Below are 19756 nucleotides of genomic sequence, written 5' to 3' on the forward strand. Positions count from 1 at the left end.
TCAGCGGCGGTAGCGGTAAGGGATCTCCGTGGGCTCATCGCCTGTCGGGCCGAACTCCGGCTGTGCCTCGCTCGCACTCGCCTTCACCTCGGGCGGTGGCTCGCTCTGCCGGTCGTCGTGCCCGCCGCGCGAGGCGGTGGTCTCGTCTTCCAGATCGTCGAACCAGTCTCGATCGTCCGGACCGCGCTCCGGCGATGCCGGGGGCGGTCCTGGCGTCTCCGGCATCGGCACCGGCTCGGGCACCGCGACGGGGGGTGGCGCGAGTGACGGTGCGGTGGGCGGTGGAGGAAGCGGCGGCACCGCCGGTGTCGTCGCCGGTGCGGGGGTGGTGCGCCACACCGGTTGCGGACCGATGTTCATGGGCGCCGCACCCGGCTTGCCTGCCCCGCGTTCCCCCCGGTCGTCGGCACCCCCGGGTTCGCGCACGATCGGGTCGAGGCAGGGCACCAGGACCACGGTGTTCGCGGGTTCGTCCACGCGCCGCCCTGAACGGTCGCGATAGACCATCTCGCCGTCCGTGTCGAGTTCCACGAGGTAACCCGCTTCGGCGAGCTGCTCCTCGTCCAGATCCACCAGCCGCTCCGGCCGCGACGGCACGACGCGGTAGGCGGGCCACGACAGGGACCGATGGGTCTCGTGGAACTGCGCCAGCAACGCCGCCATCTGCTGCTGCCAGGGCAGCGGCATGTTCTCGGCGAGAGACCGTGGCAGCACCACGTAGTCGTCCGTGATCCCCGGCGCCTCCACGGACAACCGATCGGCCAGCGGCGTACTCGACGCGGGAGCCCGGCCGGGCGGCTGGTTCACCTGCCTGCCTTGTGCGGAGATCCCGAACGCGGCGTCGAACGCCTGCGGCACCACCACCGGGCTCTTCGACTTACGCCGCTTGCCCCACTTCTTGCCCACGCTGTCTCCTCACACCCCCGGCCGCACGGCCTGCGGCACCAGACCGGCCTCGTCGAACGAGAAGTCCCGCGTGTGCACGGGCACCCCCGACTGCTGTGCCTCCACGATCTTTCCGTCACCCAGGTACATGGCGACGTGGTGAATGGTGGACGGGTCCGCCGAGTCGTAGGCCCAGAACACCAGATCACCCGGCTGAGCCTGCTCCACCGGCAGCATCGCGCCCGCCTTGTACTGGTCGCGCGACACGCGCGGCAACGAGATCCCCGCCGACTCGTAGGCCCGCAACATCAGTCCGGAGCAGTCGTACGAGTCGGGGCCGGTCGCTCCCCACACGTAGGGGTCTCCGCGCTCGTCCAGCGCGAATTCGATGGCCTCGGCCGCCTCTTCGTTGGGCGGCAGCGCGGCCCCGAGGCCGGTGCCGCAGCCCGTGGCGTCCGGCACCTCCCCCATCGTCTCGACGAGATACGCCGCCATGGGCTCCCATTGGTGGTAGCGGTCGGGAAACGCCGAACGTTCCACGGCCTGAGCCGCGTCCCCCGGTCGCATACCCTCCCAGTCGGGCAGAGCCTCCAGCACGTCGTAGAACTTGTTCACCGCGTATCTCGGGTCCGTGACCTGAGCGGGCGAACCCCAGCCCATCGAGGGCCGCATCTGGAAGATGCCGAGCGAGTCGCGGTCGCCGTAGTTGACGTTACGCAGACCCGACTCGGTCATGCCTGCCTGGATGGCGATCTGCCATGCCCTCGGTGACAGTTCGCGTTCCTTGCCGATCGAGATGATGAGCGACACCGTGCCCAGTTGCTCGTCGGTCAGGTTCGCAGCGTCGGTCCCACCCCTGCCCTGCTGACCCGGCTGGGTTGGGCCGAGGGCGGCGTTGCAGCTCAGCGGGGTGGCTGCGGCCTGTTGCCGCTGGCTGTCCAGCACCATCACCGCACCGGCAGCCACGAACACCGTGGTGGCCGCGGCGGCGACGAATCCGATCAGCAGTCCGGCACGCACGGCACAGTCACCCCCCTCACCCGGTTGCCTCGGTGTAGCCGGACACCTTCCACCCGTCGCCGGTCTCGATCACGGTGACGAGCAGAGCCGGCCCGTCTGTGGTGATCTCGGCCTTCACCGACTTCGGGTACGACTCGCGGGCCTTCGGCTCCCCGACGACCGTGGTGGCCTCGACGTTGCCGGGGTCCACTGTGCTCAGTTGTGGCAGGAATTCCTCTGTGGTGTGAGGGCGAAGGCTCTCCAACCACGCGTCCCCGGCTCCGTCCGCCCCGCTGTCGGGTGCGGACACCCACGCCGTCGCCCACTGCTTCGCCACGCGCAGCGCCTCCGGCGCGGGTTCCACCGGCGTGGGTGTGGCGAGTGGTTCGGACAACCGGGTGGGCAGCGTCTCGCGGTCGAGAGTCGGCTCCGCGCCGACACCCGTGGTGCCGGTGGTGCCCTCCCGTGCCGATCCCGCCGCACCGGACGGCACCGATGCCGTCCCGGTGTCACCCACCAGCCTCGGCACGAGGATTCCGGCCGCCACCATGAGCGCGACGAGAAAGACGACGGTGCCGACAAGGTGTGTCGGCGAGCGCATCGGCCAGCCCCACAGGCGGCGATACACCGCGGCCCTGCCCCGGTTCGTGCGAATCGGCATGCCGTGCTCCCCCCGGCCCCTTACCTGACCACGCGGTCGGTGTCACGACCGTCGTCACGGACTTCGAGCCCTCGCGACGGCCGGTACAGCACGAAGACCGGTTTGCCTGCCACCAGTTCGTGCTCCACCCTGCGCGGCTGTGGTACGGCCGCAGTAGCCGGGCTGTTCGGCACGCCGGGGGAGGTCGAGGGTGCGGCCATGACGGGGTCGGCGACCGAGGACAGCCGCGACGGCACCACGACCGGATCGACGTCGTCCAACCGGTCCCACCCGGGATCGCTCACCGGCGCGGTATCGACCCTGCGGCTGCCGCCGGAGACCGCCGTCTGCTCTCGCCTGCCGAGATAGTCGCCCGGCGACCGGCTCGGCGGATGCTGCCCGAACACCCCGGCCGAGTCGCCCCCAGCGGGCGGCAGCGCGGCCCGCGCCCCGCCCGGAGACCACAGTGTGGCCGGGTGCGCGCCGCTTCCGGCGCGGGTGTCGAGACGTTCGGCTGTGGCCACGATCGTGGCTTCGGGACGGTTGCGCCCACCGGCCAGCACACCGGTCGCTCCCCGCGTGTTCGAACCGCCCTCCGCGGCGTCCTCCTCCGCGACGGTCTTCCAGAACTCGTCCTGAGGGCTCGGCCCCTGACCGCCCCTGCGGAACCGCGAGAAGATCCCGCCCTTGGGGCTCGGCACGGCGGCACCGACCATGCCGACGGACATCTCCACCATCTGCCACAACCGCCGTCCCGGCTTGCCCACCATGAACAGCAACACCGTGACCAGCCCTGCGACCACCATCTGCGTCAACATCGACAACGCACTGCCGGCCGTGAAGATCGCGCGCAGCAGCAGCGCCTGCACGCCTGCGAGCACCGACAGCACGAGCAGGTTGAACGCTACCGTGCCGACGACCTTGCCGACCCTGCGCAGGATGTCGTGGTGCAGGATGGCGACGAGCCCGATCAACGGCGCCGTCAGGGTGAAAAGGCGGACCAGGATCTGCGCGAGCAGCACAGCGGCCTTCGCGAAGAGCTGGAACAGCGCGTAGCACAGGCTTTGCAGGAAGGCGAGGAACCCGACGCCGGTGCGGCTGCCGTCCTCGCCGGTGAAGTAGCCCGACGCGGGGCCGAGCTGGCCCGCGATCTCCCTGAAGGCCGACTTCTTCTCCTCGATCAACGCCTCGTCGGCGTCGTCGCCTGCCCGCATCTCCTCCCACGTGAAGGCCTGCGCGTCGAGCAGCTTCCTGCCGAACTCGTCGGCCTGCGGCGAGTCGGGAGCACCGAACTCCCCGCGCAGCCAGTTGTCGTAGACCACCTCGTTGTGCAGGTCCGTCGGCAGGATGTGCCGCACGACGCGATCCTCGGTCTCGTCAACGAACCCGGCCTGGATGTTGGTCGTGGTCTGCACGATGGCGCGGTCGATGTCGTCGTAGTACCGCAGCAGAGCCATCGACGACGCGGCAAGCCACACCCCGCCGAGCGCGAACAGCGCGCGTTTGCTGACGGTCGAGAGATCGCCCCGCCAGATGTTGCGGAACAGCAGGATCGCCAGCACCAGCGCGAACAGTCCGAAAAGCTGGGTGTAGACGTTGTCGTAGACGGCCTTCGCTCCGTCGGAGACGGCGTTGTAGATGGGGTTGAGCAGCCCGCCCTCCAACACCGTGTAATGCAGCGAGTTCGTGGCGCCCACGATGTTCTTGGCGATGTTGAAGAGCTGGTTGCCCGCCCACGTGTCGATGGTGGACTCGGGTGAGCCGAGGCTCAGCGCGCCGTTGTCGCAGTCGTAGACGTGCCACACCATGCCCGCGTAGCCGTAGTCGAGGTAGGCACTGCCCGCCTCCCCGTTCGCGGCTGGCGGGTCGATGGCACCCACCATTCCCGCACCCGGCCGTTCCGGGTTCGGCACCTCGCACCCGTCCTGCGCCGACGCGGGCGCGGTGAGCGTCAACTGGAGCCCCAGCACCGCGACCACCATCGCCAGCGCGGGCCCCCTGCGCCGGATCGGGCCGCCACGACGGCGAGCCCGCACCGCCCGCCACGCCCACGCGCAGCATGCGACGGCCACCAACGTCATGATCGTGTTCATGCCGCGTCCCTGCCGGTGCCGCCCTTGCCGGCAGCAGCGCGTTCCCTGCTCTCAGAACGCTTTTCCCCGTCCTCACCCGCGGCACCGGGGCGCTTCGCCCCTTCGGTTCCAGCTGTGCCGTTCAGCACGTCCTCCTCGGTGAGGCCGACCTCCAGCTCGGCCGCGCGTTCGAGTTCCTCCTCCAGATCCGGTTCCGGTGGTTCGGGCACCCGCACGGCCTCCTCACGCCGATCGCCGTGGTTGTCGCCACCCACGGGGCGGGAACCCTTGTTGCCGCTGTCGCGAGCCGATCCGGGTGTGGTGTCGAGCGCCGCCCGCAGGTGTTCGAGGTGCGGGCCGGAGAAGTCCACCCTGATGCGCTCGACGCCGCCAGCGCCGTCGGCGAAGATGAACTGCCTCGGGTCGGTGTCCCGTTCGACATCACGGCGTGACCCCGGCCTTCGTCCCAGCGCGGCCACCACGTGCTCATAGCCGACGCCGACGGGAACCTTGAGCAGGCGCAACGCGTCGGCCTGGGTGTCGTCGTCGTCGAGCCGCCCGACGAATACCGAGTCGAGCAGCGCCACGAAACCCTGGATCTTCAGGAAGTCGGCGGGGATCTGCGACGACAGCAGCACACGCACATTCCACTTGCGGGAGTCACGCGCGAACCGGTTCATCAGTACCCGACCCGTGGGGACCTCCGACAGGAAGAACGCCTCGTCGATCCAGACGCCCTTGCGTTCTTCTTTCGGCTTCTCGTAGACCGAGCGCTGGGTGAGCCACGCCGCGAGGTTGAGCATCTCCACACCCAGCGCCTCGGCGTCGGTCCAGTGCTCGCGGCCCACACCCTCCTTCGGCAGTGTCAGCCCCGCCATCGTCAGGACGGTGAGCCGGTCGTCGCGGGTGTTGGAGTACGGGTCGGCGTCGGCTTCCGGGATGAGCAGCGACATGCGCTCGCGTAGCTCGTCGAGGAAGTCGGCCACCACGACGGCGTGCTCGTGGTGCTCGCTGGAGTCCCGCCGCAGCGCGTCGATCACCTGACCAGGATCGGCGTCGTAGCGTCCTCCCACCCTGCGCACGGCGCGGAGCAGCACGATGCGCGTCTGCGGCATCCGCGCCACCTCGTACGGCAGAACACCGCTGAGCACGTCGAGCACCAGCCGCCTGCGAGTGGCGCCCGCGAGCGCGCGCTCACGCCGCCAGGCCCGCTCGGGATCCTCCTCGTCCAGGAAGTGTTCGAGCTGCGGTTCCGCCACCACCCGATACGGGTTGAGGATGCCCGGCTGGGCGTTGAGCAGGTTGATGGGCCGCGCGTACGGCCGGATCTCCGGCAGTTCGCAGAGCGCCGACAGCGGACCGGACGGGTCGAGGATCGTCCAGTGGGCGCCGGATCGCAGTGTCTTGTAGACGATGCCGCCACCGAGGAACGACTTGCCACCACCGAGACCGGCGACCATCGCCGTCAGACCGGAGCCGTCGCGGATCTCCTGTGCCATCCACGGGTCCCACGCCACCGGCCTTCGCGTGGCCGTGCACGTCTCGCCGAGCAGGATGCCCCGCCGGTCACCCACCTCCGCCGTCGCGGTGGGCACGGCCGACGCGGCCCACACCACCGAACCCCGGCGAAGGTAGGCGCCGGACGACAACGGTTCACCGGGGATGAACTCCCGCGCGAGCGCGTACTGCGCCTCGGGGTGCTCGATGGCGACCTTGGGCTTGTAGAGGTCGAGCAGCTGCTGCGCGAGACGGAGGGCGTCGCGCTCCGTCGGCCCCGACACGGCGAGCCGCCACCACGAGCGAACCCGCGTGGCCAGCGCCGTGAAACCCGAGGTCATCTCGTCGTCGATCTCCAGCACCCGCGACGCCTGCCTTGCCAGCGACTGCGGTGGCTCCAGATCGTGTTCGTCGGTGTAGTGCTTGACCTGCGAACGCACCTTGTTCATCTGGCGTTGCAGCTCGCCTGCGACCTCCTCGGGCCTTCGCACGTAGATGCGCGCGGACCACTCCACCGCCGACGGCAACCGGTCGGCGTGCTGCACCCATGGATCATCGACCTCGGGGATCGCGAGCCCGTGCATCTGGCCGACGGTGAGCACGGCGACGTGGCGAGCGACACCGGCGTTGGAGCCGGTGCGACCGCGCACCGTCACGGTCGGCGCGTACGGGTCGCAGTGGAAGTCGGCGGCGTCGGTGAAACTCGCGAGGTCCTCCGGCTCCCACGCCGCGCCCGGCACCGCAGGCAGGTTCCTCGGCGCTGGCAGCCCCAGCGAGCACGAACGGTGCATCAGCCAGGACATCTCCTCGGCCTGCACGGGACGCCCTTCGAGACCGGGCGCTCCGATCACCTGGTCGAGGTGCTCGACCTCGGAGTCCAGCGCCGCCAGTTCGGCATCGACGGCCTCGGGCAGGATCTTCCGCAGCAACGGTGCCGCGCGTTCCACGGCGCGATCGACGACTCTGCGGGTCTGGACCTGAACCCCGAGATAGACCTCCTTCTCCGCCATCGACCGGCCCATCAGCTGCTGCTGCTCGCCGACGAGGTAGTCGTCGAACGACAACGCACCGGGAACATCGGAGGGGCGGTTGTGCGCGTTGTGCACGTGCGCCTCGGCCCACATCCTGATGGGATACGGCCGCGTGGTGACCCTCAGGTGCAGCCAGCGGCCCTGCAATTCCGCGTACTGACCGGCGATCGCGGCGATCAGGTCACGCCGCTGCGAATCCGACCGGAACGACCACCGCTGCGGCGCGAGCCGGTACCACGCATAGACTTCGTGTCCCGTGCGGAGCAGGTGCCCGTCGATGGAGCGAGCGGCGATCGACGGCGTGTAAGTGGGAACGGCCGCCTCGCCGGGCAGTCTCCTGCCGCTACGGCCGCTGCCTGCCTTCTGTGCTGATGCCGGGTACTGTGCTTTCCGGCTACTGCCGCGACCGAACAACGACTACCTCCCGACCGCCGCCGGCGGGCGACGGCGCGCTCGTGCTGGGCTGTCTGGCGGATACGGGGCCGGTGGTTGTGCCGCCCCACGCCGGGTTCTCCGGCGTGAAGCACGCGGTCTCGGCCGCTCACGGTTCACCCTGATCTTGCTCGCACTCGCGGCACCCCCTGTCGGAGTCCGGCGTTCACGGGGGGCGTGGAGTTCGCGCCACCACATCGTGAACACCGCACCGAGCGGACGTTCGTGGCTGATCTTCGAGGTGATGATGCGCGTGAGCGCGATGGTGATGACCAGCGCCCACGCCGTCGAGAAGAAGTCGAAACCGATGCCGACCTGCCGCTCGACACCGAGCACGACGAGGAACACCGGGATCCCCACGCCCCACGCGACGTAGCGCGCCCGCCACGGGAACGTCGCTTTCGGCGGACCGAGCCAGACGGCATCGACGCGGTAGATCTCGTCGTCAGTTCGAATGCGCACCGCGCGTGCCCTACGTCAGCTCGTGAACAGACTGGCCAGCCATTGGCCGACATCGACACCGAGCCCGCTCACGGCGAGGCCGACGATCGCCAGCGCGATGACCACACCGGCCAGCCTGCGCATCACACCCGCGTTGTCGCCCTTGCCGCCACCGAGCCACAGCAAGAGCAGCGCGACGGCGAGCAGCACAAGCGGGATGATGTTGTCCAGGATCCAGCCCTGGACGTTGTCCGTGTCGAGCTCGGCCTGTGCGAGTGTCACAAGCGTCATCGTGGTCATCGCATGCTCCCGAGTGCCCGGGGTGTGTGGAGCCACGCACGGATGTGCGCAGCACCGGCTGTCCGGCACGTGCCGTGTTCATCCAACATCATGGCGTGATGACCGGTGGCGGTCAAAGGTCTGGCCCTGCGCCGCAGGCTCTCCACTCGGCCTCCCCGCGTGGTCTCACACACCGGGACGAGCACGTCCCCCTGTCCGTGGGTGTCGTCGTGACGATCCGCGCGAGTTCCGCGCGGGTGTCCCACCGCGTGCCCGAACTCACTCATGCGCGTTGACGTCCCTTCACAGTGTGTGCCAGAGCTCCCTCGGTCAGTGACCGCTAAGACAGTGAACCATGCCCCGAGGGGGTCGCGGAACGGAGATCGGACAGTGGTCCCAACCCATGTCAGGGGGACGCCGGAGATCGGGCAAGTGGGTGACATCGCGCTGTGGACCGGCCGGGTGGCCCCCCAGTCCGGTCACGTGCCGTGATACTTCGCCCGTTCGAGATTTCCCAGCCGGGCGCGGCGCGGCAGGCCCGCGGACGGGTTTTTCGAATACGCGCCAGGCGGTGCCGCCGACGATCAGTCGTGGCGGCTCGCAAACGGTGCGCGCTTGGCCCGCCTCCGCCTCGCTGGGAAATCGCGCTTCGTCCGGACCGCGCCCCCGAGCGGGGCGATCGAGTCAGCGGTCACGGTTTTCTGTCGCACGACTCCGGACGATCAGCAGGGTGCCGATGTCGTTCCGCGCGGCATCCGGCAGCGAGGACAGAAACCGGGGTGATCTGCGATGACCGCCCGTTCGGCGATGTCACAGCCGTGATTCCCTGGCGCGCCCGGATCACCGAACTCGGCGTACCCGCGCGGGATCGGCCTCCGACGACAGCAATCGGCCACATACCTCATCGCGAACGGATCGTTGTCTCCGGCAAGGGCGTCCGCTGAAATGCGCTGACCAGTCGATTCCGCGCCGTTCGCCGATAAACCCCGACGACGACTTTGAGTCCTCCGTTGAGGGGAGTAACAAACTATCCCCAAAGGCGGCTCAAACCCCAAAGGCGGCTCAAAGCCTGCGCACTCAGCCCCTGGCGAACAGCTCCTGCGGGATACCCCCGGCCTTCAGCACCGTCCGCGTGAACGGCTTGGCGAGTTCGGCGATGCGACGAGCCGAATCCTCACCGATCATCCGGTACGGCGCCGAGGACACCTCGTCGGTGCGCTCCTCCAGCCGGGCACGCAGCGCCTGTCCCTGCTCCGTCAGCGCGCCGTCGGCGTCGAGGATTTCCCGTTCGCGCAAGCCCTGCTCCGCGGTGGCCCACTCCTCGTCGCTCCACCCGCGCAGCCGCTTGGCGACGTCGAGCCGGAAGCCCTTCCCCGTGGCGATGTGGGTGACGAGGGCCTCGATGCCGGACAGTCCCTCGGAGACGAGGACACCGATGTGCCCGTCTCCCCGGTGTTCACGCAGCAGGCTCGCGCCGTGCCACAGCGTCGCCACAGGGCCGTCGGGCCACGGGAGATCGGCGTGGGCCGCGAACAACGGACGACCTTCGGGAGTGCACGCCTCCGCCGCCTCGCGCACCAGCCCGGCGAGTTCGGTGAGTTCCGGAGCGTCTGCCGCGTCACCAAGAAGCCTGCGCAGGGCGGCCTCGGCACCCGCGAACCGCAGCTTGAGCACCTCCGCGGGTTCGACGAGGCTCCACGCCTTCGGGATGCAGCGCGCCACAAGCCTCGGGTTGAAGTTGTAGAACGTCGCGCTCACCACACCCGCCCCGACAGGCCCGAGTGGCGCGGCGCGGCCCGCGAAGTAGGCCATGCGGTCGTCGTCCAAGCCCGCGTCGGCGAAGCTCTGCTCCACCTCGGGAGCGAAGTAGACGACGGCATGCAAAGGTTCCAGCACCCGGTGACAGCGCGGGGCGACTTCGGCGGCAACGGCGCGATCCATGCGCTCACCCTAATGTTCGGCGGGCCGCCGAAGGAAGGTTTCTCCCGCCGCTCCCAGGAAGGACCGTCGGTGCGGTCTTGGTCAAGCCGGGAAGGCGGCTACCACGGTCCGTCCTCGGCGAGCTCGTCGAAACCGTTCTCGGCCATGTCCTCCAACAACGTCAATCGGCCCCAAAACACGCCCCGACCACCACCGGCCGATCCCTCCACGTCGCTCTCCCGCACCAACGTCCACCCTTCGGGCCAGACATGCGAGGCACCGTATGGCGCCACCACGTCGTCGAACCGGTTGTCGTCGTCACCGAACGTCGCCGCGTCGAACCGGGCTTCCCCTCGGAACATCGCCCCCTCGAACCAGGCCATCCCGCCGAAGAAGGCCTCGCCGAAGTCCGTTCGCCCCGCGAACGTGACGCCCTCGAACCAGGCGTCGTCGCCGCGCAGCGACGTCGTCCGAAACGAGGTGTCCCCGGCGAAGGTGGCGTGTTCGAAAAGAGTGTCACTGTGGAAGACAGCTCCTGCGAACGAGGTGCGCCCGCTGAACACCGCGCCGGTGAACCAGGCGTCACCGCTGAACGAGCTCTGCTCGAACGACGTGCGCCCGCCGAACACCGCCCCACTGAACCAGGCGGCGCCACTGAACGAGCTCTGCTCGAACGAGGTCTCCCCGGCGAACGTGGCGCCGTCGAACGACATGCCTTCGCCGGTGAAAGTGGAGTCCCGGAAGGACGTACTGTCCCCGCTGAAGACAGCCTTGAAGAAGGAGGCGTACTCGCCGAAGCCTGCACCGGTGAACACGGTGTCGCCGAGAAACCGGGCTCCGGGGAAGGTGGCGCGTGGATGAATGCTACGGAAACTCAGGTCGAGGGTGTGGAGAGTGGCGCGGGCGAGGTCCACCTCCAGCTCGTCGCCCCAGTACTGCGGCGAGGCGGGTTCACCCCGGTACGGTCCGGAATGGACGTGCTCACGCAGAAGCCACTGAATCCGGTGCCGGACTTCGAGTTCGTCGCGCCGGTCGGCTCTTTCCCGCTCGCCGAGGCCCTCAGCCTCAGGGTCGAGGAAAGGCCGGCGCAGGTAGTCACACCACGCCTCGACAATCGCAGGCCGCTGCGCGGGTTCCGACTGTCCGAGGCGCTGGAGGGCGGCAAGACCGGCCAGGCGTTCGACGGCGTTGTCGTCATCGAGCCGGTCGGCCGCTGCCCGGTAAGGCTCGTTCATCCGTTGCCGTCTCTCCCCCCCGGTCCGCGGCAAAGCCGATGCGGCTCACCTGAGTTCCCGAGCACACTATGCCGGATCACGCTCCCCGGCGATCACCGACCGTGAACACAGTGGTCGTGGGGAACCGGGGCCACGGGGCATGATCGACGGCATGACCGAAGGCTCGGGAACTCCGGCGCACCGGCCACGCATGCCTGCCGACCGCGTCGAACGCATTCGCCGCTGGCACGAGAGGGCCTATCGCGCGTCGTCCGCACCGGATCGGCCGGTGAGCAGCGTGTCCTATTTCGGGCACACCATCGTCGTGCCGTCCGAGGTCCAGCCCATCACCCCCGTTTCGGACCTCCTCGGCCGCGCCGTCCTCGCCGAGGTACGCGAGGGGGACCGCGTTCTCGACATGGGCACAGGGAGCGGGGTGAACGCCATCCTCGCGGCGTCCCGCGCCGAGTCGGTCCTCGCCGTGGACACGAATCCGAAAGCACTGCGGGCCGCCGAGGACAACGCGAGACGCAACGGGGTCGCCGACCGCGTCGAGGTACAGCACAGCGACGTCTTCAGTGAGGTGGACGGCCGGTTCGACCTGATCGTGTTCGACCCGCCGTTCCGGTGGTTCCGCCCGCGCTCCCTGTTCGAGACCGCGATCACCGACGAGAACTACGGCGCCATGAACCGATTCTTCGGCAGGGCGCGCGAACACCTGACCGAGAACGGCCGCATGCTGATCTTCTTCGGGACGTCGGGCGACCTCGACCACTTGATCTTCCTCGCCGACGAGGCCGGTTTCGACCGCACCGTCGTGGCCGGGCGAAGCCTGACCAAGGACGGCTGGACGGTCGAATATCTGACCTTCCGGATGACACCGCAGTGATGTGAAAGGCCCGGCGCGGTTTCCGCTTCCGATGCGGGGAGACCGTGAGCCGGGCGGTGGACGAGCTGGCATGTAAGCCGGATTCTGTCCACGTCCGCCTCGCGGCGGACGATGGGCGACCATCCATCTGGGCCTGCCGTCGCCGGCAGGCTCAAGCGGCCTACCCGCAGGCATCGGGCGGGCAGCCCTCGAACGCCTGCGCAGGAACCTCACGGCTCCCTCTTGGCCTTGCTCCGGGTGGGGTTTACCGAGCCGCCCCGGTCACCCGAGGCGCTGGTGGTCTCTTACACCACCGTTTCACCCTTACCCGGCCGTGGCCGGGCGGTCTGTTTTCTGTGGCACTGTCCCGCGGGTCACCCCGGGTTGCCGTTAGCAACCACCCTGCCCTGTGGAGTCCGGACTTTCCTCGACCTGAGGCGAAACCCTCGGTCGCGGCCGCCCTGCCAACTCGTCCACCCGGCAAGCCTACCCCGGCGCTCAGTTCAGGTGGCAGGTGTCGTTGACCAGCCGCACGGAGGCGTTCCCGTCGGGGTAGAGATCGACCACCGACAGCGACGCCAGGTCGAGATGCAGCCGGTACAGCAGCGAGGGACCGGTGTCGAGCGCGCTGCGCAGCAGCGACTTGATGGGCGTGACATGGCTGACGATCACCACGGTGCCGCCGCCGTACCGGGCCAGCACATCACTTTCCGCCCTGCGCACCCTGCGGTGCACCTCGTCGAAGCTCTCTCCGCCAGGGGGCCGCACGGAGGCGTTGCGCAGCCACCTGCGGTGCAGTTCGGGGTCTCGCAGGGCGGCCTCGTCGAAGGTGAGCCCCTCCCACTCCCCGAAGTCGGTCTCCCTCAGCTCGCGGTGAGTCTCCACACTGACGCCGAGGGCATCGGCCACCTTCTGTGCCGTCTGGGCGGCGCGGGTGAGCGGCGAGGACACCACATGTGGCTGCTCGCCGAGGTCGTCCATTGTGGCGATGCGCTTGGCAGCGGACTCGGCCTGCCTCAGTCCGAGTTCGGTGAGGCTCACGTCGCCCGCACCCGAGTAACGCCGGTCGATGGACAACGGTGTCTGTGCGTGGCGCAGCAACAGCAGCCTGGTGGGTGTTCCGGACGCGCCCGTCCAACGCTGCGGAGACCGTTGCGCCGCTGGTTCCCTGCGGTCCTCCTTCGGCGGCTCGGCCGAAGTGCCGGCCGGTGTCCCGGCCCGCACCACCTTGCGCCCCTCGGCCTGGGCATCCATCGCCTCGTTCGCCAGCCGGTCGGCGTGGGCGTTCTTCGCCCTCGGCACCCAGGTGTAGGTGACGCGGTCGAAGCGTCCTGCCAGCTCCCTCGCCCGCAACGCCAGCGGTTGCAGCGCGGCGTTCTTGATCTTCCATCGCCCGCTCATCTGCTCGACGACGAGCTTGGAGTCGAGCCGGGCCTCCACTGTGGACGCCCCGAGTTCCGCAGCCGCTTCGAGTCCCGCGATCAACCCGGTGTACTCGGCGACGTTGTTCGTGGCGACGCCGAGACCGTCCTGCCGTTCGGCGAGCACGTCCCCGGTGTCCGGGTCACGCACCACCGCGCCGTAGCCGGCGGGGCCGGGGTTGCCCCGCGACCCCCCGTCGGCCTCGACGACGACCTTCGAGATCACAGGCCCGACTCCAGCGTGCGCACGAGGACCGCACCGCAGTTGTCGCACTGGACGACCTCGTCGTCGGCGGTGGCCTTGATCTCGGCGATGGTGCTGCGGTCGAGTTCCAGCTGGCAGGCGCCACACCGGCGGGCCTTGAGCAACGCGGCGCCGATGCCCTTGTGGGCGCGCACCCGCTCGTAGAGGGCGACCAGGTTCTCCGGCAGCTTCGGCAGCAGACCCTCGCGATCCGCTTCGCGTCGCGCCCGCGTGGTATCGAGGTCGGCGAGCGCCTCGTCCCGCCGCTTCCGCACCTCGTCGAGTTCTCGCTCCGTCTTGTCCACCTCGGCCGCCGTGCGCTGCACGTCGGCGTCAACGGCTTCCTTGCGCTCCATCAGTTCGAGCTGGTCGTCCTCCAGCGCCGCCTGCCTGCGCGCGAGAGTCTCCAGCTCGTGTTCCAGGTCGGAAAGCTGCTTCGCGGACACCGAACCCGACTCCATGAGCTTGCGGTCGCGGTCGGCCCTCGCCCTCACCGACTCGACCTCGCGCTCCTGCTTGCTCACCTCGCGATCGAGGTCCGAGGCCGACGTCTGCACGGCGATCAGCGCGTCCCTGCGCTCCCGCAGGCGCTTCTCCACGTCCTCGATCTCGGCCAGCTCCGGCAGGGTGCGGCGGCGGTGAGCGACCCGGTTCAGCTCGGCATCGACCTTCGCCAGATCGAGCAACTGACGCTGCACGGCGGGTTCTGCCTTCACTGCTGTACTCCGTTCGTCCTGGCGCGTTCGTCCCGGTGTGACTTCCATGGCGGACTCGCACCGCCCCACGCCTTCCGATCCTCCCACAGGGGGACCGAGGGCCGAGGGGACGCGCCGGGGGCGGCGCCGCCGAACGCCGTTGTGCGATCATCGTCCTGACGCCCCCTGATGAGGAACCGGATGAGCACCCTGCAAACCCTCGACCGCGGCCTTCGCGCGCTGGACATCGTCTCGCAGCGCCCCGAAGGCATCTCGGTGGCGGAACTGGCCGCCGAACTGGGCGTCCACAGGGCCATCTGCTACCGCATCGTGGCGACCTTGGAAGCACATTCGCTGGTGAGCCGGACCGACGCGGGCCGGTTGCGGCTCGGAGTCGGCGCCGCTGTGCTCTCGTCGCGCTTCGAACCGCAATTCCTGCACGGTGCCCGCCCTGTGCTCGCCGAACTCGCCGACCGCACCCGCGCGACGGCGTTCATCGCAGCCGCGGAGGGCGACGAGTGCGTCGTGCTGATGGTGGCCGAGCCGACCGACACGGTTCTGCGAGTCGGTTACCGGGTGGGCAGCAGGCACCCGCTCAACCTGGGGGCATCCGGCGTCGCCATCCTCGCGATGCGACCGCCGGGTTCGCGCGAGCCTGAGTCGGTGCGGCAGGCGCGCCGGGACGGCTACAGCGTGACCACGGGGGAACTCGAACGCGGCGCCGTCGGGGTGTCGGCAGGCATCCGGACCGAGGGCCACCCACTGGAACGCAGTGTCGGCGTGGTCGCCATCGAGGGCTTGGACACCGACAAGGCCGCGGGCGCGGTCCTCGACGCGGCGCAGCGCCTCGCCCGGCTCGTCACCACCTGAACGCTCCGCATCCCCCTGGCCACGACCGGTCCTGCCCCATGCCGAGATGCCACGCTCCGCCGACCCGGGTCACCCAGCAGCACATCGTTCCCGTCGCCGTCGTGATCTGCGGGCCGGCGCGCCCCTCGGCCCGGTACCAAGCACGTCCTGCGCACATCTCACCACGGAAACAACCTCTTGACCGTCGCCGTGGCGCTGCCTACTCTCTCCTCGTTCTCGATAGCCGAACAGCAGTGTTCGATATCAGTTAATTCCCTGGTACAGAGGCGTATAGAGGGGTGACATGGGTCCGCTGAACGCGAGATCGAGCGCCGGGACCGCGCTGCGCTGCCCGCTCCCCCACACCGACCGGGCACACCAGCACCTCTCGACCTCCGTGCTCGCCTTCCCGCAGGCAGCCGCGCTCCCCTCAACCGCCACAGGACCATGCCACCTGCGCAGACCGCGCCATGGTCCGGCACCTGGCTTTCCGGACCAACCCGCCCTTCCCCGTCCGGCTCGCCCGCGACGATCACCTCGTCCGCAGCTCGGGCCGGCACGGCGCCGCCCCCCGAGGGTGAGGGCCAGCCACCGTCACGAGGCCCCCGCCGCGACCCCGCTCACCCCGACCACACGACCACGACCCGCCAACCGCGAGCCTTCGGTGACGCGACCGATCCCGTCGCCGTAATGGCACGCCGTTGCCCGACCCACCCCGGGGCCCCGACGTGGCTTCCCGGGCCCGGCATCGAAAGGAACTCCCATGGCATCACCCGTTGACGCGGTGTCCGAGGGCGCGGGAAAGGACCGACCCACCGCGCCCTCCGGCTTCCGGCGGGTGCTCACCGGCAGCATGGCAGGCGCCATCCTGGAGTGGTACGACTTCGCGATCTACGGCGTGCTCGCCGCCACCGTGCTCGGCCCGCTGTTCTTCCCCGGTGAGGACGGCATCACCAAGTTGCTGCTCGCACTCGCCACACAGGGCCTCGGGTTCGTGGCGAGGCCGTTGGGCGGCATCGTGTTCGGCCACCTCGGCGACCGCTTCGGCCGCAAGCCCATGCTGGTCGTGACCTTCCTGCTGCTGGGAACGGCCACCGCCGCCATCGGTGTCCTCCCGACCTACCACGACGTCGGCATCACCGCGACGGTCCTGCTCGTGGCACTGCGACTGGTGCAGGGCTTCGCTCTCGGCGGCGAGTTCGGCGGCGCGGTGCTCCTCGTGAGCGAGTACGGCGAACCGAAGCGGCGCGGGTTCTGGGCCGCATGGCCACAGGCCGGAGCTCCGGCAGGCACGGTGCTGGCCACCGCGATGATCACCGTGCTGGCTCTGACCACAAGCGACGCGGCGTTCGAGTCGTGGGGCTGGCGAGTGGCGTTCCTGTTCGCGCTCCCGCTGCTGATCATCGGCTTCTGGATCCGCAAGGGTGTGGAGGAGTCTCCGGTGTTCCGCGAGGCTCAGTCGCACATCGCGCCGCAGACGCAGGAGAAGAAGAAGTCGAGCATCCTGCTCGCGCTGTCCCGCCCACGGCAGGTGCTGCATGGCCTGGGCATGCGATTGGGCGAGAACATCGCGTTCTACATCTACACGACGTTCGTCATCGCCTACGCGACCTCCTTCTTCGGGTTCGCCCGAGGGGACGTCGTACTCGCCGTCACCTTCGCATCGGTGTTCCAGTTCGTCGGCATGATCGGCGGAGGTGCGTGGTCCGACCGCGTCGGGCGTAAGACGGCGATGCTCGTGCCGACGGCCGTGCTGATCGCGTGGGCACCGATCTTCTTCTGGCTCGTGCACTTCGAAAGCGTCCCGTTGCTGTGGATCGGCGTGTGCGTCGGTGCGTTCTTCCACGGCATGCTCGCCGGTCCGGAAGCCGCGTGGATCACCGAACTCTTCCCGACGCGTTACCGCTACGCGGGTGCCTCGCTGGTGTTCCAGGGCTCGTCGATCATCGCGGGCGCTCCCGCGCCGTTCATCGCCGTGTGGCTCATCGAGAACTTCGGTGTCGGCATGGTGATCGGCTACCTCGCGGTGACGATGGCGATCACGTTCGTGGCCGTGGCCACGAGCAAGGAGACGAAGGGCGTCGATCTGAACGCGGTGAAGTAGCTGTCACGACCGCGACCCGAGAGACGTCGAGGGCCGCCTTCCCGTGCGGGGAGGCGGCCCTCGACGTGTGAGGTGGGAGGAGGGAAACGGCCCTCCCGGTCAGTTGCGGCCCCTGACGTCGAACTGATGCCGGTTCGTGATCAGCTTGTTGAGCAGCATGATCAGGATGCGCTGCTCGGTTCCGGTCAGCACACTCGTCCACTCGTGCTCGCGCTCGTTGTGCGCGCGGAAGACCTCCACGATCTCCTTGTGCCCCTGCTCCGTCAGCGACAGCCGCACGGAGCGGCCGTCCCGCGCGTCGGGGCTCCGGTCGAGCAGCCCGTCGGCCACCAGCGTCTTCGCCAGGTTCGACACGGCCGCCCTGCTCATGCCCGTCAGCACGGCCGCCCTCTTCGGTTCGAGCGGCCCCGCCAGCCACGTCACGAACAACAGCCGGAACGCCGACCACGACAGGCCGTGCGGGCGGTGCACCGCGGCCTCGAGATCGTAGGTGACGATGTTGGACGCGCGGTTGAGCGTCAGCAGCACCTCGGTGGCCAGTTGATGGCGGAAGCCGTACTCGCCCGCGAGGCGCTGGTTGGCGAGTTCGACGAACGACCAGAAATCGAGGTCGTGCGCGGACTGCGGCTGCTCGCCGGCTTCGCGGTCCCGGTCGTCGTCGGTCATGCCCACACTGTAGAGATTCCCGGTCCGAACGGAACCCACGATCGACGCCGGATACGGGTGTTCACGGCTGCCCGGCGCGGAGGGTCCACGGGTCGGTACACCGCGTTGACACCCGCACCTCGATGTCGCCGACCTGCCTGATCACCTCAGCGGCCTGCTCGCACCACGGCCACTCGCTGGCCCAGTGGGTGAGGCCGACGAGGGCGGGACCACCCCGTTCGAGATGTTCACCGGCGGGGTGGTGACGCAGGTCGGCCGTGACGTAGACGTCCACGCCCGCCGCCGTGGCCTCGGCGAGATAGCTGTCCCCCGCACCGCCGGACACCGCCACCGTCCGCACGAGCCGATCCGGATCTCCCGCGCCGAGCACGCCCGGCCGCGTCGCGGGCAGCGCCGCGCCGACGCGACGCACGAACTCCGCGAACGGCACCGCCTCGGGCAATTCCCCGATCCTCCCGATACCCGTCAAACCCGGTCCCTCGGCGTGCGGCGCGAGTGGCCGGAGCACCCGCACCCCGATGCGCTCGGCGAGCGCGTCCGAGACTCCCGGCACCGCGGAATCGGCGTTGGTGTGGGCGCAGAACAGGGCAGCGTGTGCCCGCACGAGGCGATGCACGAGCCTGCCCTTGGCCGTGTCGGTGCCCACGCCGTGGACGCCGCGCAGCAACAGCGGATGGTGTGCCACCACGAGCTGGGCACCCCACTCCAGTGCCTCGTCCACCGTGGCCGTCACCGGATCGACGCACACCAGCACCCGCTCGACCCCGTCGGCGGGGTCTCCGCACACCAGGCCAACGGCGTCCCACGACTCGGCGAGGTCACGCGGGTAGGCCGCGTCGAGAGCGGCGATCACATCGGACACTGTCGAAGCCATGCCGTGATCCTCCCAAACGCGCTCAGCACCGTGCTCCGCGTGCCCTCGACATCGTGTAGAGGTGGTGAACAAGCGTGATCAGCACCTGCTTGGCCGAATCGCGCTCACGCGCGTCGCAGTCAACCACCGGCACCGTGTCACCGACGGACAGTGCCTCGCGCAGCTCGTCGAGACCGTGTGCTGTGCCGGGGAAGTTGTTGCGGGCCACGACGAACGGCATGCCGAACTGCTCAAGCCGGTCGATGGCGTACCAGGAGTCCTCGATCCGCCTCGTGTCCACCAGCACGACGGCACCCAGCGTTCCCGCGAAGAGGCGATCCCACAGGAACCAGAACCGCCGCTGCCCCGGCGCGCCGAACAGGTACAGCACCAGCTCGTCGGTCAGCGAGACCCGGCCGAAGTCGAACGCCACCGTCGTGCGCAGCTTCCCCGCCACCCCCGCGGTGCTGTCAACGCCCCTACCTGCCTCGGTCATAGTCTCCTCTGTGGACAGCGGCCTTATCTCGCTGACCGAGCGCACCAGAGTGGTCTTCCCCGCACCGAAACCGCCGACGATGACGATCTTCGTGCCGTCCTTCACCGTGCTGCGCAGAGGTGTGCGGGTGGAGCGCGTGCCGAACACGGC

17 protein-coding genes and 1 other RNA gene are annotated in these 19756 nt (G+C 69.3%); 3 read left to right on the forward strand and 15 right to left on the reverse strand.

The features are described 5' to 3' along the window. From SACXIDRAFT_RS06150 to SACXIDRAFT_RS21750, 9 genes are all read right to left on the reverse strand, one after another. A complete protein-coding gene (locus tag SACXIDRAFT_RS06150) occupies positions 1–906 on the reverse strand; it encodes a hypothetical protein (protein WP_006237642.1) in 906 nt (301 codons plus the stop codon). A 9-nt stretch (positions 907–915) separates the two neighbouring features. Next, positions 916–1905, reverse strand: coding sequence for a C40 family peptidase (locus tag SACXIDRAFT_RS06155; RefSeq protein ID WP_006237643.1), 990 nt, complete (start codon positions 1903–1905; stop codon positions 916–918). A gap of 16 nt (positions 1906–1921) precedes the next feature. After that, positions 1922–2545, reverse strand: a complete 624-nt coding sequence (locus SACXIDRAFT_RS06160; protein ID WP_006237644.1) for a hypothetical protein — start codon at positions 2543–2545, stop codon at positions 1922–1924. Between the two features lie 20 nt (positions 2546–2565). Then, positions 2566–4617, reverse strand: a complete 2052-nt coding sequence (locus SACXIDRAFT_RS06165; RefSeq protein WP_006237645.1) for a hypothetical protein — start codon at positions 4615–4617, stop codon at positions 2566–2568. Then, entirely contained in the window at positions 4614–7538 is a 2925-nt protein-coding gene (locus SACXIDRAFT_RS06170; protein WP_006237647.1) for an ATP-binding protein, read from the reverse strand. Before SACXIDRAFT_RS06170 ends, SACXIDRAFT_RS06165 begins: the two co-directional genes overlap by 4 nt. A 3-nt stretch (positions 7539–7541) precedes the next feature. Beyond that, positions 7542–8018, reverse strand: coding sequence for a hypothetical protein (locus tag SACXIDRAFT_RS06175; RefSeq protein WP_006237648.1), 477 nt, complete (start codon positions 8016–8018; stop codon positions 7542–7544). Positions 8019–8033: 15 nt separating this feature from the next. Then, a complete protein-coding gene (locus tag SACXIDRAFT_RS06180; RefSeq protein WP_006237649.1) occupies positions 8034–8297 on the reverse strand; it encodes a hypothetical protein in 264 nt (87 codons plus the stop codon). Positions 8298–9353: 1056 nt separating this feature from the next. Continuing rightward, complete coding sequence (locus SACXIDRAFT_RS06185) at positions 9354–10217, reverse strand: SCO6745 family protein (protein WP_006237650.1); 864 nt, start codon at positions 10215–10217, stop codon at positions 9354–9356. A gap of 98 nt (positions 10218–10315) precedes the next feature. Further along, a complete protein-coding gene (locus SACXIDRAFT_RS21750; RefSeq protein WP_006237651.1) occupies positions 10316–11431 on the reverse strand; it encodes a pentapeptide repeat-containing protein in 1116 nt (371 codons plus the stop codon). Between the two features lie 151 nt (positions 11432–11582). On the opposite strand from SACXIDRAFT_RS21750, the gene SACXIDRAFT_RS06195 reads away from it, so the two are divergent. Then, on the forward strand, positions 11583–12299 hold the full coding sequence (locus SACXIDRAFT_RS06195; protein ID WP_050986997.1) for a methyltransferase: 717 nt from the start codon (positions 11583–11585) through the stop codon (positions 12297–12299). A 57-nt stretch (positions 12300–12356) separates the two neighbouring features. Here the strand turns inward: SACXIDRAFT_RS06195 and rnpB are convergent. From rnpB to SACXIDRAFT_RS06205, 3 genes are all read right to left on the reverse strand, one after another. Beyond that, positions 12357–12750: RNase P RNA component class A (gene rnpB / locus SACXIDRAFT_RS21910), an RNA gene on the reverse strand. A gap of 26 nt (positions 12751–12776) precedes the next feature. Further along, positions 12777–13925, reverse strand: a complete 1149-nt coding sequence (locus tag SACXIDRAFT_RS06200; RefSeq protein ID WP_006237653.1) for a bifunctional RNase H/acid phosphatase — start codon at positions 13923–13925, stop codon at positions 12777–12779. Then, entirely contained in the window at positions 13922–14659 is a 738-nt protein-coding gene (locus SACXIDRAFT_RS06205) for a zinc ribbon domain-containing protein (RefSeq protein ID WP_006237654.1), read from the reverse strand. Before SACXIDRAFT_RS06205 ends, SACXIDRAFT_RS06200 begins: the two co-directional genes overlap by 4 nt. Positions 14660–14839: 180 nt before the next feature. Here SACXIDRAFT_RS06205 and SACXIDRAFT_RS06210 point away from each other — a divergent pair, with 180 nt between their 5' ends. Then, the gene (locus SACXIDRAFT_RS06210) at positions 14840–15508 is read left to right on the forward strand and encodes an IclR family transcriptional regulator (protein ID WP_006237655.1); all 669 of its coding nucleotides are present in this window, start codon (positions 14840–14842) and stop codon (positions 15506–15508) included. Between the two features lie 742 nt (positions 15509–16250). Continuing rightward, entirely contained in the window at positions 16251–17591 is a 1341-nt protein-coding gene (locus SACXIDRAFT_RS06215) for an MFS transporter (RefSeq protein WP_006237656.1), read from the forward strand. A 99-nt stretch (positions 17592–17690) separates the two neighbouring features. Here the strand turns inward: SACXIDRAFT_RS06215 and SACXIDRAFT_RS06220 are convergent, their stop codons facing one another. From SACXIDRAFT_RS06220 to SACXIDRAFT_RS06230, 3 genes are all read right to left on the reverse strand, one after another. Beyond that, entirely contained in the window at positions 17691–18257 is a 567-nt protein-coding gene (locus SACXIDRAFT_RS06220; RefSeq protein WP_006237657.1) for a MarR family winged helix-turn-helix transcriptional regulator, read from the reverse strand. A 61-nt stretch (positions 18258–18318) separates the two neighbouring features. Continuing rightward, on the reverse strand, positions 18319–19131 hold the full coding sequence (locus SACXIDRAFT_RS06225) for a Nif3-like dinuclear metal center hexameric protein (protein WP_006237658.1): 813 nt from the start codon (positions 19129–19131) through the stop codon (positions 18319–18321). A 22-nt stretch (positions 19132–19153) separates the two neighbouring features. Then, on the reverse strand, positions 19154–19753 hold the full coding sequence (locus SACXIDRAFT_RS06230; RefSeq protein ID WP_006237659.1) for a GTP-binding protein: 600 nt from the start codon (positions 19751–19753) through the stop codon (positions 19154–19156). Positions 19754–19756: the final 3 nt, after the last annotated feature.

Source organism: Saccharomonospora xinjiangensis XJ-54 (genome assembly GCF_000258175.1).
Taxonomy (GTDB): domain Bacteria; phylum Actinomycetota; class Actinomycetes; order Mycobacteriales; family Pseudonocardiaceae; genus Saccharomonospora; species Saccharomonospora xinjiangensis.